This is a genomic window from Aquimarina sediminis (genome assembly GCF_002895435.1).
GTDB classification, from domain to species: domain Bacteria; phylum Bacteroidota; class Bacteroidia; order Flavobacteriales; family Flavobacteriaceae; genus Aquimarina; species Aquimarina sediminis.
This window is the reverse complement of record NZ_POYJ01000002.1, coordinates 447,803-471,433: the sequence shown is the minus strand read 5'-3', so window position 1 is coordinate 471,433 and position 23,631 is coordinate 447,803. Positions and strand designations below refer to the sequence as shown.

Annotated in this window: 18 protein-coding genes; 6 read left to right on the top strand and 12 right to left on the bottom strand. The window is 33.2% G+C overall.

Features of this window, described 5'->3' with window-relative positions; genetic code table 11:
* Window positions 1–5: 5 nt before the first annotated feature.
* From C1X07_RS06380 to C1X07_RS06340, 9 genes are all read right to left on the bottom strand, one after another.
* Window positions 6–410 carry a hypothetical protein gene (locus C1X07_RS06380; protein ID WP_103069151.1) on the bottom strand — a complete coding sequence of 135 codons (405 nt, stop codon included), beginning with the start codon at window positions 408–410 and terminating at the stop codon, window positions 6–8.
* Window positions 382–1,047, bottom strand: coding sequence for a hypothetical protein (locus C1X07_RS06375; protein WP_128755210.1), 666 nt, complete (start codon window positions 1,045–1,047; stop codon window positions 382–384). The genes C1X07_RS06380 and C1X07_RS06375 overlap by 29 nt, the downstream gene beginning before the upstream one ends.
* A gap of 265 nt (window positions 1,048–1,312) precedes the next feature.
* Entirely contained in the window at window positions 1,313–1,909 is a 597-nt protein-coding gene (locus C1X07_RS06370; RefSeq protein WP_103069149.1) for a zinc ribbon domain-containing protein, read from the bottom strand.
* 18 nt (window positions 1,910–1,927) lie between these two features.
* The gene (locus C1X07_RS06365) at window positions 1,928–3,052 is read right to left on the bottom strand and encodes a hypothetical protein (RefSeq protein WP_103069148.1); all 1,125 of its coding nucleotides are present in this window, start codon (window positions 3,050–3,052) and stop codon (window positions 1,928–1,930) included.
* A gap of 45 nt (window positions 3,053–3,097) precedes the next feature.
* Window positions 3,098–4,294, bottom strand: coding sequence for a tetratricopeptide repeat protein (locus C1X07_RS06360; RefSeq protein WP_164914107.1), 1,197 nt, complete (start codon window positions 4,292–4,294; stop codon window positions 3,098–3,100).
* Window positions 4,295–4,409: 115 nt separating this feature from the next.
* Complete coding sequence (locus C1X07_RS06355) at window positions 4,410–5,981, bottom strand: T9SS C-terminal target domain-containing protein (protein WP_128755209.1); 1,572 nt, start codon at window positions 5,979–5,981, stop codon at window positions 4,410–4,412.
* A 163-nt stretch (window positions 5,982–6,144) separates the two neighbouring features.
* Window positions 6,145–7,431 carry a helix-turn-helix domain-containing protein gene (locus tag C1X07_RS06350; RefSeq protein ID WP_103069145.1) on the bottom strand — a complete coding sequence of 429 codons (1,287 nt, stop codon included), beginning with the start codon at window positions 7,429–7,431 and terminating at the stop codon, window positions 6,145–6,147.
* Between the two features lie 202 nt (window positions 7,432–7,633).
* Window positions 7,634–11,539, bottom strand: coding sequence for a hybrid sensor histidine kinase/response regulator transcription factor (locus C1X07_RS06345; protein ID WP_103069144.1), 3,906 nt, complete (start codon window positions 11,537–11,539; stop codon window positions 7,634–7,636).
* An 80-nt stretch (window positions 11,540–11,619) separates the two neighbouring features.
* Window positions 11,620–14,472 carry a VPS10 domain-containing protein gene (locus C1X07_RS06340; protein WP_103069143.1) on the bottom strand — a complete coding sequence of 951 codons (2,853 nt, stop codon included), beginning with the start codon at window positions 14,470–14,472 and terminating at the stop codon, window positions 11,620–11,622.
* A gap of 185 nt (window positions 14,473–14,657) precedes the next feature.
* Here C1X07_RS06340 and C1X07_RS06335 point away from each other — a divergent pair, with 185 nt between their 5' ends.
* From C1X07_RS06335 to C1X07_RS06325, 3 genes are all read left to right on the top strand, one after another.
* Window positions 14,658–14,939 (top strand): hypothetical protein, encoded by a 282-nt coding sequence (locus C1X07_RS06335; protein WP_103069142.1) that lies wholly within the window; start codon window positions 14,658–14,660, stop codon window positions 14,937–14,939.
* A gap of 182 nt (window positions 14,940–15,121) precedes the next feature.
* Entirely contained in the window at window positions 15,122–16,417 is a 1,296-nt protein-coding gene (locus C1X07_RS06330; RefSeq protein WP_103069141.1) for an aminopeptidase P family protein, read from the top strand.
* Window positions 16,418–16,573: 156 nt separating this feature from the next.
* Window positions 16,574–16,957 carry a VOC family protein gene (locus C1X07_RS06325; RefSeq protein WP_128755208.1) on the top strand — a complete coding sequence of 128 codons (384 nt, stop codon included), beginning with the start codon at window positions 16,574–16,576 and terminating at the stop codon, window positions 16,955–16,957.
* Window positions 16,958–16,981: 24 nt separating this feature from the next.
* Here C1X07_RS06325 and C1X07_RS06320 read toward each other — a convergent pair whose 3' ends face one another.
* Both C1X07_RS06320 and brnQ read right to left on the bottom strand, forming a co-directional pair.
* Window positions 16,982–18,325, bottom strand: a complete 1,344-nt coding sequence (locus tag C1X07_RS06320) for a cytochrome-c peroxidase (RefSeq protein WP_103069139.1) — start codon at window positions 18,323–18,325, stop codon at window positions 16,982–16,984.
* A 108-nt stretch (window positions 18,326–18,433) separates the two neighbouring features.
* On the bottom strand, window positions 18,434–19,720 hold the full coding sequence (gene brnQ / locus C1X07_RS06315) for a branched-chain amino acid transport system II carrier protein (RefSeq protein WP_103069138.1): 1,287 nt from the start codon (window positions 19,718–19,720) through the stop codon (window positions 18,434–18,436).
* A gap of 36 nt (window positions 19,721–19,756) precedes the next feature.
* Between brnQ and C1X07_RS06310 the strand changes: the two genes are divergently transcribed.
* Both C1X07_RS06310 and C1X07_RS06305 read left to right on the top strand, forming a co-directional pair.
* On the top strand, window positions 19,757–20,548 hold the full coding sequence (locus C1X07_RS06310; RefSeq protein ID WP_103069137.1) for an alpha/beta fold hydrolase: 792 nt from the start codon (window positions 19,757–19,759) through the stop codon (window positions 20,546–20,548).
* A gap of 229 nt (window positions 20,549–20,777) precedes the next feature.
* The gene (locus C1X07_RS06305) at window positions 20,778–21,047 is read left to right on the top strand and encodes a hypothetical protein (RefSeq protein WP_103069136.1); all 270 of its coding nucleotides are present in this window, start codon (window positions 20,778–20,780) and stop codon (window positions 21,045–21,047) included.
* Here C1X07_RS06305 and thiL read toward each other — a convergent pair.
* Entirely contained in the window at window positions 21,044–22,099 is a 1,056-nt protein-coding gene (thiL, locus tag C1X07_RS06300) for a thiamine-phosphate kinase (protein WP_103069135.1), read from the bottom strand. The two genes, C1X07_RS06305 and thiL, sit on opposite strands and share 4 nt — an antisense overlap.
* A 236-nt stretch (window positions 22,100–22,335) precedes the next feature.
* Between thiL and C1X07_RS06295 the strand changes: the two genes are divergently transcribed.
* Entirely contained in the window at window positions 22,336–23,595 is a 1,260-nt protein-coding gene (locus C1X07_RS06295; protein ID WP_103069134.1) for a choice-of-anchor B family protein, read from the top strand.
* Window positions 23,596–23,631: the final 36 nt, after the last annotated feature.

Genomic DNA, 23,631 nt, shown 5'->3' with positions numbered 1-23,631 from the left:
TTTTATTAATTAATAATCGATTTTTTACCTCTCAGTGAAAATTTCCATGTAAAATTTAAACTTACAAAGTGCTCATATTCGAAATCAGTTGTTGGGTCTACTCTATAGAAAGATGGCTGATATTCTACTCCTACAAAAGATAATTTTCCTAACTGGAAGTATATGTTAGTTGCTAAACCAAAGCTTTTATTTTCTCTTTCAATTTCAATACTATTCTCTACCTCTCTTCCATCTATGTAATTCCATCTATTTATAGAATAATGAAGTCCATAACCCAAACCTAGTCTGCCTTTTTTGAAATTATCTGTCACTTGTAAATACCATGTAGACAAATTTTCTCTCGTGTCATTTACCGGACTTGTAAAGGAAATAGCTCCTGTATTACCGATTTTTAAACTTATAAACACCATCCCGATAAAAATATTCCAGCCCAGTTAAAATTCCCCAGCCGAAAAAACTTGTTTTAACCTTTTTTCCAAAATCTATCGGTTTCAGACTAAATCTATTTGCTCTTACGATAGAAAATAAAAAATTAACGTTCCCTTTGGCTTTAGGATTTGTTTCAGAAAAAAAATCAGACCACAATCTTCCAAAAGATGGTGATTTCACAACTCTAAGAGTATCCTTGAAATCCAAATGAATAGACTCTCCATAATAGAACCTCTTTTTATTTGTAAAATCCACTGCATAACCTAAAGGCGCAAATTGTAATCCTGCCATATTCAAATAAAGAAATGTGGGGTTTAACGAAGACCTAACTTTGTAATCCAGAAACAGACTATCAGAAATTAAGGTTAGTTCTAAATCCTCATTTGATCTTCTAACATTTACTTTATTTGGTAGCTTATAGATACTATCATAGACTTTTACTTTTGCATGACTTAAATTTGTTGTTATATCCAAGTCATATGTTTTTTCTTCAAGTAAAGTAGCGCAAGATGTAAGTAGTAGCAAAGTGAAAAAAAGTATTGCCAACATGTTTTTTGTTACAATTATTGATAACACGATACAATATTTTCTTCTGATCACCCTTAATACTACACTCATAACCTTACCTATTCTACAAATCCTACTATCATAAAGAATTTCATAGTACAAACCTAGTAACAGTCATTATTTGAAGTATCCGAAAAGTTTGAATTTCAAAGAATCCGGACGGTTTTTAAGGGATTTACCTGTATTGGTATTTTTGGAACCTATTCAATTATTACCCACAATATGGTTAATACTAATCTTGTAAGTTTATTAATGACAGGAAGTTTATATGTCATTATAACACGCATCTTAACTCTTAAATGTATAGTGCACATCTCTATCTATTTATATCAAAAATTTCTCCTGAATCATACATTTTTTTTAGCTCATTTTTTGAAATTCCATATGACGATTTAGAGTAATTTTTGGGTGTATTAATTCTGTTTATTTTACTCTTTCTATTTATTTCATATTCATTTGGAGAGACAAATACACTGTCGTTTGAAACATCTATTACTTTTAAAGTTGAATAACTTCCTATTTCAATTTTGTATTCATAGATGTCTCCTACCTGAGGAGATGCTATATATTCTAATTTTTTGTCTTCCCCATCAGCATAAATACCCCAAGTAATCAAAACTGCAATTATTCCCAATCCAGCAAATTGCCATATCGGTCCTTTGGTATTATTTTTTAAACTTTCACACTCTCTTTTAAGTGACTCCGGCATCTCCTTAGTTTTAAGGATATTTTTGCAATGTTGGCATTGAGATGTCCCCCTTTTTACCGTAGGAAACAAAGGGATCCAAAAAATATGAGCATGCATTCTATATACACTTAGAATCAAAGAGCCTTGGGTTCCACAACTTGGACAAGTTGTTTTTTTTGATCGTTCAGATTTCAAATGAACCGCTTTACCTCCATAAATTATCATACTTCTATATTTTAATGATTACAACTTGCATGTATAATCCATACGTACATTATGATCATCAAAACTCAAAGAGGTATATTTGCTTTTTATTCTTTGGGCTTGATCATAAATCCTTTTTGCCTTTTCATCATATTGGGTGCCATGCAATAATAATTGTATTGCATATTGTTCTAATACTTGATAAGATGGGTTTATTAGCTCTAACAATTTTTGAAAAGCGCTATCTATAATATCACAAGGTAATCTATACTTATAATCAGATTCGATACCACTCAAAATATCATAATAACTAGTTGTTTTTTTTAGTGCTTCTTTCAGTTTTTTTTCATTTTTTGAAGACATCTCATACATATAATTCGTGACAGAATTTGAGAAGAAAGAAGTATATTTTTGTTTATACCTATTCAGCCGAAAAACGGCATTATAATCTCTTATACCCATCTTTGCAGTTAACCACCTTGTTTTATGTCTAATTTTATTTGGATAATGATTTATTTTGTTATGTCTTAGTAATGGAAATTTTCTTGGTGGTGTAGTTTCTCTTAACAATTTTTCCAAACTTGCTTTGAGCTCATCGCCAGAGTTAAAATCGTGATATGCCCTAATAACTGCACTATATGTAATCACGTTATTCATGACCTTAATTTGTTTTCTATTGATATCCATAAAAGAACTATCTATTTTTATATCAATTGAATAGGACGTCTCATATAACTCATCCAACCTTTTCAAAAAATAGTTTATTCTAGGTCTCAGAGCTGGATGTTCTTTTTTGACTTCAATCACATATTTGGCAACATTGCGATCTGCATATATTGCTAAACATCCCATTAATGAAAAAGATAAAAAGCTAGGGTTACATTTGATAAACATCTCAATAATAGCTGGGATATATTTCCTTTCTTTCAAAAGGCTGGCTATCCACACTCCACTTAACCCGTATACTTCATCATGTTTTTTACTTAATTCAAAAAGATCATCAATATGCGTGGTATTGACAACTGTTAAAAGATATCTTGCATGTATAATCCAGTCACCCCAGTTATACACAGGAAACAAGCTTCCTTTTAACCCATACATTATATGCCGTCTAAAAAAAGTTAAACCAATTGTTTCAATAAGTTCTGAAGGTTTATATTTCATTCTTCCGAGTAGTAGATTTTTAGTGCTATTCTAAACTAATTTTTATTAAAAGCCTTTATGTTCTTTAACCAAATTTTTAAAACTCTTGTTTAACGAAACCGTGTCTTTCGAAAACGATTTTCGATTATTTTTTTCGTTTAATTTATATTTTTGGTAATGATTTTCTACATCTACATTTATTGAATTTGTTTCCTGAATTCTTACTCCTAATGAGGGTTTTCGATAGTATTTTTTTGCAAATTCTTTTTCGGGATTGACACCTGATTGTATCCAATTTATTTCATCTCTACGTATTTTTTCAGAATACTTAACTCCTTCGGCTATTTCTTCTTTTAGCAATTTTTCTAATTCTTTAATTGTGAATCGATCTCCTTTTTTCTTTGTATATTGATGGTAAAGAACATATGCAACTTTTTGCTCATATAGTCGTATTGTTTCTGTTTGTTTGCTGTGATAAGATGCTTTAAAATAAGCTCTTGCTGCCAGTTGTCGTGCTCCTTTTTTCCAACCATTAGCCATTAGTAAATCTCCTAATGCTTCTAATAAAACAGGGGAGTTATAATTACCAAATTTCATCATTCCCATAACACCTTTAATAGCTTTATCGAGCTCTTCTTTGGGTAATAGATCTTTTTGTAAGGGAATTTCTATCTTACTATTGTACTTATTAACTAAAAAAGTATAAAAATTGTCAAGTTTATAACGTGGAAAACGATCAAAGTTGCGGCTTACCTCTGAAGATAAAGGCAGTGTTATTTTTTCATTCTTCATTTTTTGCATCACATATTCTACGAGATATCGCTGGTATATTTCTCTACCAAAATGGGCATCCGGGTTTATTTTTATTGCTTTATCTATATATTCGATACCTAAAGAGAGTTGTCCATTATGAATATAAAAAGTTCCCAAATTGGCATAAGTTGTATAATCATTTGGTTTAATTCGCTCTTTCCTCTTAATAATTTCGATCGCTTTTTTATCATTTCCAACTTTTGAATACGCCACTGCCAGATCATTATATAAATACAAACTATCAGGATATTTTTGAAGTTTTAGCTCTCTATCTTCTATTCTCCATTGATAGAACTCTTGGGAGTGCCTTAGAAATTTTCCAGATATTAACTCTATTACATCCGGAAATTGCATTCTTTCCATCTCAATGGTATCGTAATCCCAAAAACAAGAGAATCCAGAAAAAAATGTAGAAAAAGTAAATATCAAAAATAATGTAAATCGTTTCATCTGTGTTAATTTTTTAAAAAGGATCCTCATTATCCTTGTTAGGTTAGTTAATGAGGATCCAGGGGTAATGAAAAGCATGGACAAAAAAACTAGTCATTACGTATTGTTTTTAGAATTACTCTAGTTTTATCACCCAATAATTAAATTCGCTTGTAGTACCTTCTCCTGACCCCGTAATGTTAGCGTACCAACCTGCAACAACATACCCACCATCTGCTGTTTGTTGTGTAGAAAAAGCATAATCATCACCTTCACCTCCAAGATTCTTTTGCCAAAGAATGACTCCTGAAGTATCTAACCTTAAAATCAGAAAGTCTTTCGCTCCATTATTTTCTTCTATATCAATATCATTAGAACTAGAACTCCCTACAGCAATATATCCTCCATCACTGGTTTGATGTATGTCACTTATTCCTTCTGATTGAGTACCTCCTATTATATTTTTCCATTGAATATTACCTGAAACATCTGTTTTGATAACTAGCGCATCTGCCGCTCCTTTGTTTTCTTCAATATCTCCATCGCCTGATCGAGAGTATCCACCAATGATATACCCTCCATCTGATGTTTGCTCAATTGATTCTGCTTCTTCATTTTGAGAACCTACGTAGGTTTTCTCCCATTCAAAACTACCTGTAGCATTTAACTTTGCAATCCATATATCTCTTTTGTTTCCACCAGTTTCTCTATGCCCTGCAACAATAAAACCTTGATCTGTAGTTTCGTCAACAGAAAAAGCAAGATCTCTTTGAGGACCACCTAAATTTGTTTCCCATAGAAAATCTCCGGATTCATCTAATTTAATAATCCAAGCATCAGATTGACCACTAACATCAAACCCATCAGAACTTGTAAAACCAACAGCTACATACCCTCCGTCTGACGTTTGTATTATTGACTCTAGTATATCGTCTTTATTGCCCCCTATATTAGTTTCCCAAACCAGATTACCAGAAGCACTCAACTTTATAATCCAAAAATCACGCATCCCATTATTACCACCTACATCTCCACTGCCAGAGTTAGAAAAAGCACCAATGATATAACCACCATCAGTAGTTTGTTGTATATCATGTACAGTATCATTATCGGATCCTCCAATATTAATTTCCCAAACCAGATTACCAGAAGTATCTAGCTTTACAATCCAACAATCTTTTCCTCCTTTATTGCCACCAACATCTCCATCAAAAGACTCTGATGCTCCTGCTACTATATATCCACCATCGCTGGTTTGCCTAATAACATACCCTTCATCATCTGAGGTACCTCCAAGTGATTTCTCCCATGCAATTGATACTTCTTCATTAATAACCTCTCCTTCTTCTGTGTTAAAGGTAAATGTCTCTTCTACCACACCTCCTTTAGTATCAGAAGCGACCACTTTACCACTATAGCTGGTTTGTGCATTTAGCTGCTCTAGTAGTAGTTTTTGAGTTTTAAGTCCCGATTCTATTGTGTTCTCTCCCAAAAAAACAGTATAAACTACCTCATCATCATCTGGATCTACTGCTGTTGTCCAATCCAGTAATGCACTATTCTCAGTAATTTCTGATACCTGTACAGAAAAATTCCCTGGATTTTGATTTTCGATCTGTAGTATATCCTTGTTATCATCATCATTATTACATCCAAAGGTTATAGCACCTAAAATGCTCAAGCCGTATAAAAAAATTCTCTTTTTCATCTGTCTATATTTTTGTTACCTGTCTGATCTTTTATTTTTACCTACAGCAAGCGTACTTTATTATATACTACTTCTTATGCTATACTAACAGTAGAGTAAAATTAATAGGGAAGATGATTTACAATGTCCCGAAAGTTTGAATTTCAAAGAATTCGGACTTACCTTAAGAGGTTTTTCGGTATTCTTTTGGCGAAACACCAATTCGTTTTTTGAAAGCACTATAAAATGTAGATTTCGAATTAAATCCTGATTCTAAGGCGATAGATATAATAGTATAGTTTATAAATTTTGGGTTTCTTAATTTAGATTTTGCATCTTCTATTCTATATCCATTTACATAATCTGTAAAATTATGACCGCTTAGTTTGTTTACCAGTTGCGATAAGTAGTTACCGCTTATCTTGAGTTTTTTGGCCATACTATCTAGTCCCAAATATGGATCTCTATATATTTTGGCTTCTTGCATCAAAAAATCAAGCTCTTTAAAATACTTGTTATCGTTATTAATATGACTGGAAACATTACTGCATATTTGTTTAAGTTTTTTTTCTGTAAGCTTGGCTATTAAATGAAATAAGAAAATATGATCATTAGTAAAAAAATCTTTTTCTGAGTGTTCAGAGTCTAAAACACCAACAATGTTGTCTTCAATAAAAATAGGCACGGACAATTCTGACATTCTAGGGGCATCATCAAGAATATATGCTGGGTTTTTGGTAACATCTTTGATACATTGGTATTTCCCAGATTTTGCAACGCTTCCTACAATACCTTCTCCTTTCTTAATTTTAATAGGGCTTACTACCTTTTTCTCTCCATTATTTTTGTCTCCGAATGATGCTTTTTGGATTAAATATTGTTTTTCTTTATCAAACATATAGACTACACAATCCTCTAAATATAAATGAGAAATACAATTTTCTACAATATCCCAAAGCACCTCGTCTACATTGTTTTTTTCAAATAACGATGTGGCAAAATAACTCAGAATAGAGATTGTTTGAATAGGTGCGTTTTGTAAAAAGTTATCGTCAAAATCTGCAAAAATTTCATCGAGATAAGCGATCGAAGTAAGATTCTTATTTTCTAAAGGTTTTTCTTTATTGAATTGAGCCCTTTTCTTCGTTTTAGAAATTCTACGAGCAGCTTTTCCTGGAGTCCTGAAAGTTTCTTTTAATGCAATATTTCGGTCAAAAGAAACATGAAAAAAACCATCGAATACAATATGGTCTGGTTTCTCAATGGATACTAGAAGGAAGCAAAATACTATAGCAATTAAAATATAGTATAGATATGATCCTAAATCTTCTTTGTTCATAAGTGCTAAAGAGGAGAGGTGTTTTAATATAAATAATATAATCGTAATCATCACAAATGTGATACACACCTCTTTAAGCATGCGAATTGTTTTCGCAGCTTTTTTGTTGCCTGAGTTTTTCTTAATGTCCATTTTTATTTTTTTGTCCTTACCAAAAACGACTTAAATACACCCTCAAAAAGGAGATGTTATCATTCAAATCAGATTTGACTGCTTTTTATTACTCTAGCAAGGTAAAATAAGAATCTGGAGTGGTGTTGGACTATGGTTACCAAAGCTTGTACTATGGTTACATTTGGACTAAAACTCTTTAAAAATGGTGGGTTAAGCAGTTTTATTTTCTAGATTCAGAAGGGGTTTCATTAAATTCTTCTACATATACTCTTGTGAAGTAAGCAGGGTCTTTAAAACCTGTTTGGTAGGCAATTTCGGCAATTGTAAACTCATTTTCTCTTAATAATTCTTTGGCACGTTGTAAACGTATTTTGCGTATTAACCTTGTAGGGGACATACCGGTCAAGTTTTTAATCTTTCTAAACAAATGTACTCTGCTAATATGAAAATGTTCTGCTAATTGAGGAACCCCAAACTCATCATTATCCATTTGACTATTTACTACTTCGATTATTGATTTCATAAAATTGTCGATAGTCTTGTTTTCTGAAGATACTGTAATATCTCCTTTTTGATACTTTTCTTGTAATTTTTTTCTGGTTTTGATTAGATTATCTACCCGAATTAACAATTCTTCGCGATCAAAAGGTTTTGTAAGATATGCATCGGCACCAATTTTTAATCCTTCTATCTGATTAGTATGACTTGATTTTGCAGTCAATAAAATGAATGGAATATGATTTGTTGCAACACTTTGTCTTATTCTTGTTCCTAGTTCTATCCCATCAAATTCTGGCATCATAACATCCGAAATCACTAAATCTGGCAAGTGTTTCTCACACAATTCCCAAGCCTTAAGACCATTGCTTGCTTGTAGTATTTCGAACTCTGAGGAGAGGCAAAAATGAATATACTCTCTTACTTCTTTATGATCCTCTGCAATTAAGATAAGAGGTTTATTATCTTCCTCTGAAAATAAACTATCCTGATATTCTATCCCTAACTCATTATCTGGAGTTAAAACAGGTGCTTCAACAGTAAAGATGGTTCCTTCCCCTTTTTGGCTTTGTACTGTAATCTTACCATCCATTAACTGTATTAATTCTTTGGTTAGGGTAAGTCCTAAACCAACCCCTTTAGAGTCTTCTGTTTTTTCTTTAGTAAAAGGCTCAAATAATTTCCCAATGAACTTTTTTGACATCCCTATTCCTGTATCCTTAACCTGAATAGTAAGATTTTTTTTCTCTTCTTCATATTGTATAGAAAATAACACACCTCCTCCTTTGGTATTATATTTTATAGCGTTTGATATTAGATTGGTTGTGATTTTTCTCCATTTATCTTCATCAAAAGACATGAATAGCTCTTCATGAGAACTTGAAAAATTTAAGGAAACATTTTGTTTTTCTGCCAGAGAGGTAAAAGAATAAAACAAATACTGCTGAAAGCCAATAAAGTCGCCAGTATTAGTTTTAATTTCTAATTGATTATCCTGCATTTGTGCAATTTCGAGGATCTTGTGTACTTGATTTGATAAATGATTAACCTGGTCTTCTATTTGAGATAAATGCCTATCTGTTTTTGTATTAACTTTTGTAGCAAGACGGTCTCTAATCTGGTCGGCCGCTCCATTAATAACGGTTAATGGGGTTCTAAATTCATGAGCAATTTGATTAAACCACCTAGTTTTAGCTTTAGAAAGGTCGGTAACAAACTCCTTCTCTGTTTCTGCTATTTTTCTTCTTAACTGAATTCTATATACAATAAAAATCAAATACATTGTTACCATTATATAGATCCCATAGGCTAGCTTAGTTTTATACCAAGGAGGAATAACTACTATAGGTATTGGTCGATACTGTATTTCCCATTGATCGTCAAGAGAAGCTTCTGCCAATAACTGATATGACCCTTTTGGTAAATAGGATAATGTAAGTGTTCCGTTCTCCTGTATTGGTAACCAATCTTCATGATATCCTTTTAATTTAAAACGATATCTCAAGTTTTCCGGTCTTTCAAAAGTCAATGATTGAAACTGAAAACTAATACTTTGATCCTCGGGATATATTTTTATAGGGGTCTCAGTTATTTTTCCTTTTCCGGGGAATTTTTTTACAACAGTAGAATCTGACTGGTATTTTGTTAGAGATAACCAAACCATGTTTGGGTTGTCAGATGTAGAAGCAGCTAATTGATCCGGATGAAAATATTGAACACCTCCTTCGCTACCCATCCAGATATAACCTTCTTTATTCTGACATATGGAACTAAGCAACATTGAATTATCATATAAACCGTCTTTTACAATATAATTGCTAAATTTTCCTGTATGCGGGTTATACGATAAAATACCATGGCTAACAGTACTTAGCCATATTGTACCTTTTTTGTCACTAGTAATATTTAAAATCTTGTCATTGGGCATATTATCATTTCTCAGAAATCTTTGAAATTTTTCTGTTTCAAGATCTAAAGAGTTAAGCCCACCATCCGTACCTACCCATAGCAAATCATCGTTACTTTGATGTATTGCTTGAATTAAATTAGAAGTTATACTGTTCTGGTCATCTATTTTGTGCAAAAACTGCTTGTATTTGTAATTACTATTCTCTGATATAGTACTTGCATTAGAGAATTTAAACAAGCCTTTTCCTATACTACCTCCCCATATATTATCCTTATTATCAGGATACAGCTCGATAATCCCAGTATTTTCTAGAAAAACTGGAATCGTAAAATAGCTTTGATCTTTCAGGTCATATACTATGATATTATCCCATTGAGCAATCCAGAGACGTTGATTAAGATCTTCTATAATTCGCCAACTTACTCCTAAAGAAAATCCTGCATTTGAAAAAAAAACAGACTCTGTTTTTTCAGTTATCGGATCTATCTTTAATAATCCTGTTTGCCCATTTGGTAGTTTTGTTAATGTATATAAGAGACCATCACTAGCACATTTCATTGAGGTTACTGTATATTCATTTATCTTTTGAGGAAATTGATCACTATTTTTATTCCATGCATAGATGCCATCAGGCAGGGCAAACCATACCCGATTCCCACATTCTTCAATCTCTCGTACCTTTCCCATACCTCCTACAATAGGATGTCTCAACTGTTTATGAGGAATTAACTGAAAAACGCCCAAATTAGTTCCGACCCAATAGTTATCTTCTTTGTCCTGGAACATAGAATTAGCTTTGAGCGGTTTTGAGGACTTGAAGTTTAATAACTGTTTTAGATCTATAGCATCTTGTTGGCTAAAATCAGAAGAAAATTTGTAGATTTTTTTACCTGCATTTACCCAAACCCACCCCTTATTATCTTTAAAAATAAAAGGTTTCTCTCTCACTCCACTACTATAGGTTGTATCAAAATTTAGTTTTTGATGATGCAAGTCGTTACCTAACTTATAGTAAAGTAATAATTTGTTCTTGGTGTATACCAATGTACTGTCTTCATTAATAGCAAAGAGATTCAGTACATTTTCCTCCTTTACAAAGGGAAGTTTCTTAATGGTATCATTTTTTACTTCATAATTTTCTTGTACTCGTCCACATAAAATTCGAGTAATCCCATCTTTAGAAACGCTTATATTGGTTGTCCCTTTATTATAAAACTTATGGATAGTAGAATCTTTTGGGCGATATCGAAAAGCTCCAATGGCAGAAGAGATCCACATATTCCCCTTCGTATCATTAACCAGATTATTAACAATAGAAACATTATATTCGGTACTATCTGATGAAGTTTTAAGTTTAGTAAAAGTCTCATTATAGGGGTTTAAAACACTAACTCCACCACCAAGAGTTCCAACATAAATAAGATGATCATTAAGCTGTGTAATACCTCGCACCCAATTTGCTCTAAGTGCTGTAGAATCACCAGGAACATAGGTGAAAATTTTAAATTTCAGACCATCAAACCTATTTAATCCATATTGAGTACCAAGCCAAATAAAGCCATCTTTATCCTGAAAAATGTCAGATATCCAATTGTTCGAGAGCCCATCAAAAATATCATAATGTTTTACATTATATGGTGGAATATTTTGTGCTTGTAATTTAATACAACCAACTAGTAGGCATATACCTAATACTGCAGATGTATTTAAAAACTTCATAGGTTATATTCTAGTACAATTAGAGTTTTTATGGTACTAATATACTCTATAACCCAAACTTATATAGTATTACTCGAATCTTAGTTTACATTAAAGGTTCTTTTTTCAGATACTTTCCCATTAGTTATTTGTATGCTATATTTTCCAACAGGTAAATAATATTTTCCATTTTTTCTTTTAGAAATCACTTCATCAGGAAATTCTTTTTCCAGAGTTTTCTTCCCTTTTTCTGATATTGTCAGGTCATACATTACATAGTTCAGTCCTTTATCTCCTTTTGCCGAAATCTCCTGCAATACTATTCCTTCTTCTGTGGTAATTTTAATTGAAAAGTCTTCTGAGCTTCCCGCATAAAACTTAATCGTAGTAGATGGTTCATATGAAGCTAACCATTTGCTCCAAGATGCGCCCCATCGTTCTGACCACTTTATTTCAGGTATTTCAAAAACATACAATCCATTTTTCATAATCTCATCATTAAGAGATTGGATTGCTTTGATATTAGTTTTGTAAATACTTCTTCCATGTGTTCCCAGCAGTAAATCCTTTGCTTCTGGTTGAATTACAATATCATGAACTGCTACATTAGGCAATCCACCAGAAAAAGCTTGCCAAGTAGCTCCTCTATCCAAAGATACATAAGCTCCATTATCAGCACCCAAGTATAGTACATCTTCATTTTCAGAATCTTCTTGGATCACATTAATTGCAGATATTGGTAATTTACTTCCTATAGTTGTCCAATTCTGACCATAATCCTCACTTACATATACATAAGGAGTAAAGTCATCCCAGCGATACCCATTTAAAGTAACATATACTCTTGATTTTTTATGAGAAGACGCAATCACTCTGGATACCCACAAATCTTTTGGAAGAGAATCTGAAATTTTGTTCCAACTCCCTCCAGAATTTTTAGTGACATATACCAATCCATCATCACTACCTGTATATATCAATCCAAACTGAAGTGGAGATTCTGATATTGAAGTCAAGGTGCCATAGGCTACATTTCCTTTCTTACCTCCATTAGTCAAATCGTTAGAAATCGCAGTCCAATCATCACCTTGATTCATTGATCGCATTAACTTATTACCTCCAAGATATAAAATATCCTGATTGTGAGAGGATAATAAGATTGGGGTTTGCCAATTAAACCTATAGGGAGATTCTCCCAATTCATGTTTCGGCTGAATATATGTTTGTTTATTTTTTGATCTATTTATTCTAAAATAATTTCCAAACTGAAAACCTGTATACACAATATTAGCGTCTCTATTATCGATCTGAACCTGCATACCATCACCTCCCATAATGCTTTCCCAAGGATAGTGACCAGTTTGATGCCACGAATCATCTTCTACAGCATTATGCGCTCCTACCCAAACTCCATTATCCTGTAAACCACCATATACGTTATACGGTTTCTCATGGTCTACATTTATGGCATAAAATTGTCCCACACTAGGTTGATTAGCTTTCATCCAGTGCTTACCGTCATCATATGAGATATTTACTCCACCGTCATTACCATTTACTAAGTGCATTGGGTTTTTGGGGTTAATCCACAACGCATGATGATCTGCATGTACATTTTTACCGTTGATACTTGTAAATGTTTTTCCAGCATCTTTAGATTTTAAAATGGGTACTCCAGATATATATACATGATCTTTATTTGATGGGTTTACTTGAATCTGCGCAAAATAATATCCATAGCTAAAAAAAACATCATCTATATAATCACTATGAGTTTTCTTCCAGGATTTTCCTCCATCATCACTTCGATATACCTCTGCTCCAATCACAGGTGTATCAAATAACATAGCATTAGCATCTTCTAAATATTTTGCCAGATCGATAGGGGCAACTGTACCTCCTCTAACCAGTTGTTTCAAATTATCCGCTCTATATTTTTCCTGAAATCCGTTTGTTTTTAGAAATGCATTTAGCTTTTTATCATCCAGTTTCAAGAAGCTTTCTTTAGACATTGTCTTAAAATCATCCTTGGTTAATCCTGCACCGCTTTTTTTAGTTTCATTTTTTTCTCTTCTAAACTGGTTATCATGTACTGCATACAATGTATTTTCATCAAAAACTGCAAGACCAATACGACCCACTCCTTCTCCTGTAGGAAAACCACTGGCTTCTGTAGAGATTTTGTTCCAGGTCATACCTGCATCTGTACTTTTATAAATACCAGATCCAGATCCACTACCTTCAAAATTCCAGGATTTTCGATCTTTATCCCAGGCAGCGGCATACATTATTTTGAAATTATTAGGAGCAACAGCCAGATCAATTATCCCGGTCTCATTATTAATAAACAATGTTTTATGCCATGTAGTCCCTCCGTCTGTAGTCTTATACACTCCTCGTTCATCATTAGTAGAGTATAGATGTCCTGTTACTCCAATTACTACTTCATCGGGGTTTGTAGGGTTAATAATTATTCTACCAATATGATGTGAATCGGGCAGTCCCACATTTTCCCATGTTTTACCTTTATCTGTTGATTTTAGAATCCCTGTTCCTGCATAGGATGATCTTGAAGAGTTATTTTCTCCTGTACCTACCCAAATAACATTGTTTTTCCAATCTACTGCAATATCTCCTACATTAATGGTTTCGGCTGAATCCAGAACAGGTTCGAAGGTAATACCATTATTAACCGTATACCACAATCCTCCAGAAGCATACCCCACATAAAATTCTGTGGTATTATCAGGGTTTACATCTACATCTACTACACGACCACTCATTACTGTTGGCCCTATGTTTTTAAAAGGAACATTTTTTACTAATGAAGAATTTTCTAATTGTTTTTTACTCGCCAGTCCTTTTAAAACCACATCCGCACTAGTAGCCGGTTGTTGCGAAAAAATAAAAGTAGAGAACAATAAAGAGAAAAGAGAGGAAGTGAGTGTTTTCATTTTGACAAGATGTTTATGGCTCTGAAAGTATATATTGTTAAATAAATCTCAAAATTTTTAGACATTGTTTAACAATATTTCAAAAAAAACAAATATATAAATCAACAACGAAAAAAGGTATTTTTTGTCTTTCTCGTATTTTTTTAGTTAATTTATTATATACTAACTAATTAAAACATACAATCATGGAAGAGTATTTACCATTAATTATTCAACTGATAAGTGGAGCTGTTGGAGGAAACATCGCTGGTTCATTACTTAAAAATTCATCTTTTGGCAGAATAGGAAACTCTATTCTTGGAATACTTGGAGGTGGTATCGGAGGATACCTACTAAGTTATTTAGGAATTGATACTTCTGGCGGCATGGATTTATCAGGAATATTAGGAAGTATAGCCGGTGGTGGTGTAGGAGGTGGTGTATTGATGGCTATAATTGGTTTAATCAAAAATGCGATAAGTAAATAAGATATATTCTCTTTAACATAAAAAGTCAGGAATCATTGAATTTTTAAAAAGGAACTCAAAATCTAATGAGTTCCTTTTTTTATTACGTAAATAATAATCTTATTTTTGAAAAAAATCAATATCCTTAACTCCTGGCAGGTATATAAAGCCATGAGATTTGCAATTAAATAATATCGCAGACAATGAAATATCACCAGATAGATAGAAATTTGTTTATTAAAAACAGGAAAAATTTCACAGCACAAATGAAACCCAATAGCATTGCTATATTTAATAGTAATGACATATATCCAATTAGTGCAGATAGCACCATGCCCTTTGCACAACATAGAGATATTTTTTATTTAAGTGGAGTAGACCAAGAAGAAAGTGTGTTATTACTTTTTCCTGATGCTCCTAAAGAAAAGCATCGTGAGATTTTATTTCTTAAGGAAACTAATGAGCATATAGCAATTTGGGAAGGAGAAAAGTTAACTAAAGAACGTGCTCTTGAGGTTTCAGGAATTAAAACCGTATACTGGCTTACTGATCTGGAAAAGATTTTCTTCGAAATAATGACGCAATGTGAAACAGTATATGTTAATACCAATGAACACTATCGTTCAAATGTTGAAACAGAAACTCGAGAAGATCGTTTTACCAAATGGTGGAAAGAAAAATATCCTGCACACAGTGTAGCAAAAAGCAATCCTATTTTACAAAGATTACGTTCTGTAAAGGATTCTATAGAGATTGATTTAATGCAAACCGCTTGTAATATTACTGAAAAAGGATTTCGTAGACTTTTAGGCTTTGTAAAGCCTGGTGTTTGGGAGTATAATATTGAAGCCGAATTATTACATGAATTCGTAAATAATAGATCCAAAGGTTTTGCCTATACTCCTATAATTGCTAGTGGAAATAATGCCAATGTATTACATTATATAGAGAACAATCAACAGTGTAAAGCTGGGGATCTAATTCTTATGGATGTAGCCGCTGAGTATGCTAATTATTCTAGTGATTTATCTCGTACAATACCTGTTTCAGGAAAATATACCAAACGCCAAAAAGATGTCTATGACGCAGTACTTAGGGTTAAAAATGAAGCAACAAAGCTATTGGTTCCTGGTGCTATTTGGGGCGATTATCATATCGAAGTTGGTAAAATCATGACTTCGGAGTTATTGGGTCTAGGGCTTTTAGATAAAGCTGATGTACAAAAGGAAGATCCAGAATGGCCTGCATACAAAAAGTATTTTATGCATGGTACTTCTCATCATATAGGACTAGATACTCATGATTATGGTATCCTTACAGAACCTATGAGCGCAAACATGGTATTTACCGTTGAACCAGGAATTTATATCCCTGATGAAGGATTCGGGATTCGGTTAGAAGACGATGTTATAATCCAGGAAAAAGGAGAGCCTTTTAACCTAATGGGGAATATCCCGATTGAGGCTGAAGAAATTGAAGAGTTAATGAATGAGGCGTAAATAACGTTTGATATTCTTAAGAAGAAAAAAGTCCGATTTGGTTTCAAAACCAAATCGGACTTTTTTATAAAACTCTCTGAAAACTATATTTTTATAGTTTAGTAGAATATTTTCCTTAGTTCTTTCGTTCAGTATAAAAACTCTCTTTTATACATTATGCAACGAATGAAAATTACTGCTGGACATCAGCAGGCCATGCCGTATATAGTTGTCGAAAAAGCAGAAGACTTTATCGATTTTATTCGAAAAATATTTCATGCCCAAGAAATGATACGTCGCATGGATACTGATAATAGAATACAGCATTCTGAGATCAAAATTGGAGATAGCACTATTCTTCTTACAGAAGCATCACAATACTACCCTGCGCATCCTGGATCTATGTATGTCTATGTAAAGGATACCGATCAAACTTATTTTGAAGCAATTGATGCTGGAGCCAAATCCTTGATGGAACCAATGGAAGAAGATTACGGAGCCCGAGGGGCTGGTTTTCAAGATCCATTTGGTAATACCTGGTGGATTGCTACATTAAATTAAGTTTAAAAAATCCGTACACCCTTTCTAATTACATCCTAAATCACTTTGAGATTGTACATCATTAGTTGGGAAACAAAACCCAGAATTTAGTGTTTCAGGAACATATCTTGTAAGATCGGTATCTTGCAAGCTATTTTCTATAAACACTGTAAGGTCATCGATTTCCTGATCTGTTAAATCAATATTTCCAAATTGTGTCGCTAAGTTTTCTTCTACCACTTCGGTCGATTGCGGGATTCCATTGTTTTTATATACGATAACATCCTTTACTGACGTAAATGTTGCTCCATGACCATAAAAACCATTATCAATCAAATTATAAAGAGTCGGAGTTTTAAACTTATAGTTGTCCTCTGGTTTTTTTGTAAAACCTCCTCTTCCTTTTTTGACTGCTTCAAAACCTTCAGTATCCAGAACTAGTGCCTTATCAGAATTATCAAAATCTCCCATCCCAAAAGCATGAAAGCTTTTATCATTTAATGCCGGTCCAGTATGACACTCATAACATTTTGCTTTACCAAAAAAAGTAATAGCTCCTCTTTTTTCTACATCGCTCATAGCATTATAATCTCCTTTTAACCAGTCTTGCCATGGAGATTTATTAGCTAATAATGTTCTTTCATATGCGGCTATTGCAAGTGCTGCATTTTTTGTTGAATAACGTTCGCTTTCTGCAACATCACCAAAAGCTGCATCAAACATTGCTTTGTATTCAAAAGTGTTTACAAAATCTTCATCTATCATTATTCTATGGACACCTTGCCCCTTTATAGCTTGAACTTCTACACCTTGAAATCCTAAAAAATTCTCCTGAATGTTGGTCCAGTTACTTTCTGTTCCGGCATTGGTTCCTGTACCACCAAACTGTCCATTCCAAAGCATAACATCCTGATACGCCACATTAAGAACGGTAGGCGATCTAAGTGGTTGAATATCTACTGAATCAACAGGAACATTCGTATTTATAACCCTACCATTACCATTTGTTCCGAAACCAACACCACACTCTCCGATACCTTGTCTTAGTCCAGAGCTAAACCCAGCTGCTGCCTGATGGCAAGAGGCACAAGAGTAAGTAGATTTCATCTCATTAATTTTTGGTTTACCTCCTGTTGCGGTCTCATGCATTAAAAGCTTTCCTAGATCCACCTTTTCTTTGGTAATTGGATTAAGTGGGTCTTGCGGTATGTTTAGATAATCATCACTTTGAGGCAAAATGAAGTATGCTAGACCTTTCTCTTCAGAAACATCGGTTAATAAATTTTTTAGATCTATATCCAAATCTGTGGCTATAGGTACATAATTATCATCATTAGCACATGAAAATAAAAGTAATGCAATAAAAGTGAGAGTAATTATTTTTCTCATAGATTTCCTTTCCTTTAAATAATTGATTAGTTGTTTTCCGCCACGAAAGTAATAAAAACTATGATAGTAAAAAAGGGGAAATCCCCCCTAATTACCTCGTAGACAAAATTATATATTATTCCCTCTTTTAAAATATGAAAGGATATTCATTAAAAACAACGTGACCAGTGCAGGAAGCAACCATGCTAAGCTATACATGCCAAAAGGAAGGGTTTCTAAAACAGGACGTATAAACTCTTTCATTCCTATGGATCCCAAAAAATCGGGAATACTAAACAAAATAGTTACCAAAACTACTGCTCTAAATACTATTGCTGAAGTAAATTTATTTGGTAGTACATTTAGTATAATTAAAATAATTGTAATAGGGTAAATAAACATGAGTGCAGGTATTGCTATAACAACAATATAGTGTACATCAAACTGCCCCATTAAAACTCCTAAAACACAAGCAATAACCGCCGTGAAAAAATATGCTTTTTGAGAATTATTAAATATCCCTTTTATAAAATCTGCAGTCCCGGTTACTATACCCACTGCAGTTGTAAAACATGCCAAACTAACTAAAATACTCAAGAAAACTTTTCCGATTTTACCTAGAGTTTTTAGACTTAATCCAGATAACAATTCTGTGCGAGTAACCTCCGTATCAAATTGAGTATTAAATAGTGCTCCACTATAAATCATCCCAGAATAAATAATTAAAAGCCCCAATCCAGCAACAATCCCTGATTTTATAATTAGCCCTTTATTTTGCTTAAAGTTATCTCCCTTTTTCATTTTCAGTGAAATTATAATCACCCCTCCTACTACAACAGCTCCTATGGCATCAAAAGTTTGATATCCTTCTAACAACCCTTTAACCAATGGAGTCTTAAATTCTGTAGGATTTATAACGGGGTTGTGTACAGAAAAAATACCAACACATATTATACTAAGTACAACTATAAACAAAACAGGTGAAAGAAACTTGCCTAATAGCGTAAGTACTTTGGATCGATTAAGCACAAAAAGCAATACCAGAATAAAATAAACAGTACTGGTTAACCAGGGGCTTGTTCCCAAAAAAGGTTCGATTGCCATTTCATGAGTAACCGAAGCGGTTCTTGGAGAAGGTAACGTAATAGAAATTATGTATACCAAAATACAATATATTAGACTAAACAATGGAGATACTTTTTTTGCAAAATCCAACATTGTGCCTTGTAATCTGGCATGTGCAAAAATACCAAGTATAGGTATTACCACAGCAGATATAGCAAACCCAATAACTACCATTAGCCATGCATCTCCCGACTTAAAACCTAGAAGTGGCGGAAACATAAGGTTCCCTGCTCCAAAAAACATAGAAAATAATGCAAATCCTGCAACGAAAGTTTCTTTATTAAATCTCATTAATTACGTTTATTTGCCTAAAAATAAACTTTCAAAATGATATTAACATACAAAGGGATTAAAATAAATTATAACACCTTTGGAAAAGGGTCACCTATTATCTTTCTACATGGGTTTTTAGAAAATTCTTCTATGTGGAAAGATACAATCAACCATCTATCTACTTCATATCATTGCATTTCTATCGATTTGTTAGGTCATGGCCAAACCGAGTGTATAGGATATATTCATACAATGGAAGATATGGCACAAGCTGTCAAAGCGGTTATGGATGACTTAAATATTTCTAACGCAATTTTTATAGGTCATTCTATGGGAGGTTATGTAGCCTTAGCTTGTATTGATCTTTTCCCCGATATGACTTCTGGGTTAGTTTTACTCAACTCTACATCACTTCCAGATAGTAAAGAAAGAAAAACAAATAGGGATAGAGCCATTACTATTGTAAAAAATAACCCTAACGCTTATACAAGTATGGCTATTGCTAATCTTTTTGCCAAAGAAAACCAACAACGATTCGCTAATGAAATAAACACGATAAAAGTACTAGCTTCTAAAATTCCGCTACAAGGAATTATTTCTGCTTTAGAAGGTATGAAAATTAGAAAAGACCGCACATCAGTTTTAACCAACTTTAAAGGTCCCAAAATCATATTTGCAGGAAAAAAAGATCCTGTACTATTATATGAGCAAAACAAAACGGAAGCTGAACTCTATAAAATCAATCTTGTTAGTTTTGATGGGGGACACATGTCATATCTAGAAAATAAAGATGAATACTTAACAGAATTAGATAATTTTTTAAGCTCTGTTAATTCAAAAACATAGATACCCAGAGGTAAGCCCTACAACCTAATGTAGTAAACAAAAAAAACACTAGACGAAATACCTTTTTAATGGTCAAAAACACTTTTTAAAGGGTTTTAAAGTTAAAAACCAATAGTTTAAGACAAATTTTTCTTACAAAACTATGGTTAATAACAAAAAAAACATTATTATTGTACTGATAATGAACCTATAACCCTATTTTGTGAATCTTTAACTCCCCTAAAAAGTAATGAAAAATACTACCCCTAGCTCTGCCTTTTCCTTTTCAAAAATATATTGCTCCCTATTTGGTCACAACTATGTCCTTTCAAAAAACGTTACCCATCATATTAAAGAATATACATGTTCGCATTGTGGTGAGCAAGCTACAACCAATAGTAGAGGTCGATTAGAAGCCATGACTCCTAAATTAAAAGAAATTAATAATGCATTAGCCTCTGTGCATGCCAAAAAATTAGCAAGAACAAATCCTGATTCTACATTACAGGCAGCTTCTTAATCATTTTTATCTTGTATTGGATTCCATCCCTGAGCTTTCATTTCTATCTTTTCATTAGCTCTGGTCACTAGTCCTATTCCGCTTTTTTGATCTGTTATATGACCAATAACTGTAAGGCTAGGATTTGCTTTGATTTTTGGATAATCCTCTTGTTTGATTGTAAACAACAATTCATAATCTTCACCTCCATTTAACGCAACTGTAGTACTGTTTAACTTAAATTCCTCGCATGCAGATATAACTGTAGGATCTAATGGTATTTTTTCTTCATACAAATTCACTCCAACTTTAGATTGCGTACAAAGATGAATAACTTCAGATGATAGTCCATCACTTATGTCTATCATACTTGTTGGCTTTACCTCAAGAGCTTTGAGTAGTCCAGAAATATCTTTTCTCGCCTCTGGTTTAAGTTGTCTTTCTATTAAATAAGTATATTGATCTAAATCAGGTTGAGAATTAGGGTTAACCTCATATACTTGCTTTTCTCTTTCTAGTACTTGAAGTCCCATATAAGCAGCACCAAGATCTCCTGTTACAACCAAAAGGTCATTTTCTTTGGCTCCACTGCGATACACCAGCTCCTCTTCATTTGCATGACCAACAGCAGTTATACTAATAAGTAATCCTGTTGTCGAAGAAGTTGTATCTCCTCCTACTACATCTATATTATAAATTTTTGCGGCAGTCTCAATCCCTGCATACAATTCCTCTAGTGCTTCTAAAGGAAACCTGTTTGACACCGCAATGGATACTGTAATCTGTGTGGCTGTAGCATTCATTGCATATACATCAGAAAGATTTACAACTACCGATTTATATCCGAGATGCTTTAAAGGAACATAAGATAAATCAAAATGTACTCCTTCGATTAATAAATCAGTTGTCAATACACATTTTTTATTCTCAAAACCCAAAACTGCAGCATCATCTCCTATACCTAATGTCGTTGTCTTTTGTTTTATCTTAAAATTTTTAGTCAAATGACTAATAAGCCCAAATTCTCCTAATTCAGATAGCGGGGTCCTTGGTGTGTTTTTATCTTCAATCATTTTGCAAATTTAGGTAACATCCCTTTTTATCAGCTACATTTTTTGTGTTTATTTTTTAATTTCCAGGTGTACTTTACATTACACCAGAACAAATTAATACTATGATTTCTGGAACACCACTTTTATCCAATAACAATTATATCATGTTACTGGTGTTGGTATGACCTACATAGCCTTACTTTCAATGCCTGATTTTAACATAATACTTTTGTATTTTTACTAAAATAGCAGTCACTATGAGAAGTTGCCCTAACATTTATCATTTTTTTCTATTCCTCTTTATGCTTCTGGGCTGTAGTGGAGATGATGATAATGAAACAACAATAGAAACAGGAATCATTACCTCCGCAAATCCTGATGTTTCTAATCTTTGTAAAAACGGTATTGCCCGTGGTACTTACCTTTGTAATGGGTATGATTTTGTATCCAGAATAACCTTGGCAGATATGAGAGCTAGCTCTGGTAATGATAGTTGGGGTTGGACAGATAAATCTACAGGAAAAGAATATGCACTTATTGGATTAAATAATGGTACTGCATTTATAGATCTTTCTACACCAGATAATCCAATTTACTTAGGTAAACTCCCAACCGCAACGGTAAGTAGTTCTTGGAGAGATGTAAAAGTATATAGAGATCATGCTTTTATAGTAAGCGAAGCTACTAACCACGGTATGCAAGTTTTTGATCTAACTAGATTACGAAATATATCTAACCCTCCTCAAACTTTTGATGCAGATGTTCATTTCACTGATTTTGGTAGTGCTCATAATATTGTTATTAATGAAGATTCTGGGTTTGCATATGCTGTTGGAACCAGTAGATCTGGAACTTTTCAGGGAGGTCCCGTATTTGTTAATATTCAAGATCCTAAAGACCCTATTTTGGTAGGAGGTTTTCTTTCTTCTGGTGAAAGTGCCTATAGCCATGATGCCCAAGCAATCAATTACCAAGGACCCGATACAGATTATATAGGCAGAGAAATTCTTATAGGCAGCAATGAAATAGAAATCGTAATCGCGGATATTACTGATAAAAATAATCCTACTACAATATCAACTATTAAATATCCAGATGTAGGGTACACACACCAAGGATGGTTTACAGAAGATATGCAATATTTTGTGCTTGGTGATGAAACCGATGAACAAAAGGTAGGTTTTAATACCCGAACCATCATCTTTGATTTTAAAGATTTAGATAATCCCAAATTACATATGATATATAATGGAACAACACCAGCTATCGATCATAATGGATATGTAAAAGGGAACTTATTATATCTAGCCAATTATAGTGCCGGAATTAGAGTACTCGACATTTCTGATATTGGAAATAAAAATATTACTGAAATTGGTTTTTTTGATTCCTACCCATCAAATAATAGTGCCAGTTTTAATGGTGCATGGAACGTCTATCCATATTTTGAAAGTGGCAATATTGTAATAAGTGATATTGAAAGAGGCTTCTTACTAGTCCGCAAAAGTATTCCATGAAAATATAAGCTTTCTAACGATAGGATATCTATAAAC

What these genes read in the sequence shown, in the direction of transcription:
- C1X07_RS06320 (WP_103069139.1), bottom strand. Translation starts at nt 18,325, where the DNA reads ATGAGAAAAATAATTACTCTCACTTTTATTGCATTACTTTTATTTTCA.
- C1X07_RS06375 (WP_128755210.1), bottom strand. Translation starts at nt 1,047, where the DNA reads ATGAGTGTAGTATTAAGGGTGATCAGAAGAAAATATTGTATCGTGTTA.
- C1X07_RS06355 (WP_128755209.1), bottom strand. Translation starts at nt 5,981, where the DNA reads ATGAAAAAGAGAATTTTTTTATACGGCTTGAGCATTTTAGGTGCTATA.
- C1X07_RS06360 (WP_164914107.1), bottom strand. Translation starts at nt 4,294, where the DNA reads ATGAAACGATTTACATTATTTTTGATATTTACTTTTTCTACATTTTTT.
- C1X07_RS06305 (WP_103069136.1), top strand. Translation starts at nt 20,778, where the DNA reads ATGAAAAATACTACCCCTAGCTCTGCCTTTTCCTTTTCAAAAATATAT.
- C1X07_RS06310 (WP_103069137.1), top strand. Translation starts at nt 19,757, where the DNA reads ATGATATTAACATACAAAGGGATTAAAATAAATTATAACACCTTTGGA.
- thiL (WP_103069135.1), bottom strand. Translation starts at nt 22,099, where the DNA reads ATGATTGAAGATAAAAACACACCAAGGACCCCGCTATCTGAATTAGGA.
- C1X07_RS06340 (WP_103069143.1), bottom strand. Translation starts at nt 14,472, where the DNA reads ATGAAAACACTCACTTCCTCTCTTTTCTCTTTATTGTTCTCTACTTTT.
- C1X07_RS06295 (WP_103069134.1), top strand. Translation starts at nt 22,336, where the DNA reads ATGAGAAGTTGCCCTAACATTTATCATTTTTTTCTATTCCTCTTTATG.
- brnQ (WP_103069138.1), bottom strand. Translation starts at nt 19,720, where the DNA reads ATGAGATTTAATAAAGAAACTTTCGTTGCAGGATTTGCATTATTTTCT.
- C1X07_RS06345 (WP_103069144.1), bottom strand. Translation starts at nt 11,539, where the DNA reads ATGAAGTTTTTAAATACATCTGCAGTATTAGGTATATGCCTACTAGTT.
- C1X07_RS06365 (WP_103069148.1), bottom strand. Translation starts at nt 3,052, where the DNA reads ATGAAATATAAACCTTCAGAACTTATTGAAACAATTGGTTTAACTTTT.
- C1X07_RS06330 (WP_103069141.1), top strand. Translation starts at nt 15,122, where the DNA reads ATGAAATATCACCAGATAGATAGAAATTTGTTTATTAAAAACAGGAAA.
- C1X07_RS06380 (WP_103069151.1), bottom strand. Translation starts at nt 410, where the DNA reads ATGGTGTTTATAAGTTTAAAAATCGGTAATACAGGAGCTATTTCCTTT.
- C1X07_RS06325 (WP_128755208.1), top strand. Translation starts at nt 16,574, where the DNA reads ATGCAACGAATGAAAATTACTGCTGGACATCAGCAGGCCATGCCGTAT.
- C1X07_RS06350 (WP_103069145.1), bottom strand. Translation starts at nt 7,431, where the DNA reads ATGGACATTAAGAAAAACTCAGGCAACAAAAAAGCTGCGAAAACAATT.
- C1X07_RS06370 (WP_103069149.1), bottom strand. Translation starts at nt 1,909, where the DNA reads ATGATAATTTATGGAGGTAAAGCGGTTCATTTGAAATCTGAACGATCA.
- C1X07_RS06335 (WP_103069142.1), top strand. Translation starts at nt 14,658, where the DNA reads ATGGAAGAGTATTTACCATTAATTATTCAACTGATAAGTGGAGCTGTT.